This is a genomic window from Paenibacillus shenyangensis, from assembly GCF_000346635.1.
GTDB lineage: Bacteria > Bacillota > Bacilli > Paenibacillales > Paenibacillaceae > Saccharibacillus > Saccharibacillus dauci.
In genome coordinates, this window is the sequence record NZ_AOIG01000049.1 from 1 (window position 1) to 1,350 (window position 1,350).

Genomic DNA, 1,350 nt, shown 5'->3' on the forward strand with positions numbered 1-1,350 from the left:
GAGCGAAAATTACAGTAGCGAAGGTCATGATCTCACACTGCCAAGAAAAGCCTCTAGCCAGGAAGCAGGTGCCCGTACCGCAAACCGACACAGGTGGGCGAGAAGAGAATTCTAAGGCGCGCGGAAGAACTCTCGTTAAGGAACTCGGCAAAATGACCCCGTAACTTCGGGAGAAGGGGTGCCCCGGTAGTGTGAATAGCACGAGGGGGCCGCAGTGAAAAGGCCCAAGCGACTGTTTAGCAAAAACACAGGTCTGTGCGAAGCCGCAAGGCGAAGTATACGGGCTGACGCCTGCCCGGTGCTGGAAGGTTAAGGGGAGTGGTTAGCGCAAGCGAAGCTATGAACCGAAGCCCCAGTAAACGGCGGCCGTAACTATAACGGTCCTAAGGTAGCGAAATTCCTTGTCAGGTAAATTCTGACCCGCACGAATGGCGTAACGATTTGGGCGCTGTCTCAACGAGAGATCCGGTGAAATTTTAATACCTGTGAAGATGCAGGTTACCCGCGACAAGACGGAAAGACCCCATGGAGCTTTACTGCAGCTTGATATTGAACTGGGGTGCGATTTGTACAGGATAGGTGGGAGCCTTTGAAGAGGGAGCGCAAGCTTCCTTGGAGGCGCCGTTGGGATACCACCCTGATCGCATCTGAGTTCTAACCTGGTACCGTGATCCGGTACAGGGACCGTGTCAGGTGGGCAGTTTGACTGGGGCGGTCGCCTCCTAAAATGTAACGGAGGCGCCCTAAGGTTCCCTCAGAATGGTTGGAAATCATTCGAAGAGTGTAAAGGCATAAGGGAGCTTGACTGCGAGACCTACAAGTCGAGCAGGGACGAAAGTCGGGCTTAGTGATCCGGTGGTACCGCATGGAAGGGCCATCGCTCAACGGATAAAAGCTACCCTGGGGATAACAGGCTTATCTCCCCCAAGAGTCCACATCGACGGGGAGGTTTGGCACCTCGATGTCGGCTCATCGCATCCTGGGGCTGAAGTAGGTCCCAAGGGTTGGGCTGTTCGCCCATTAAAGCGGTACGCGAGCTGGGTTCAGAACGTCGTGAGACAGTTCGGTCCCTATCTGTCGTGGGCGCAGGAAATTTGAGAGGAGCTGTCCTTAGTACGAGAGGACCGGGATGGACGCACCGCTGGTGTACCAGTTGTTCCGCCAGGAGCATCGCTGGGTAGCTACGTGCGGACGGGATAAGCGCTGAAAGCATCTAAGCGTGAAGCCCCCCTCAAGATGAGATTTCCCAATTAGTAAGACCCCTTGAAGACGACGAGGTAGATAGGTTGGGGGTGGAAGTGCAGCAATGCATGGAGCTGACCAATACTAATCGGTCGAGGGCTTATCCAA

General features: G+C 54.7%; 1 rRNA gene. It reads left to right on the forward strand.

Features of this window, described 5'->3' with window-relative positions:
- Nucleotides 1-1,350, forward strand: a 23S ribosomal RNA gene (locus H065_RS0124680); the annotation flags it as partial.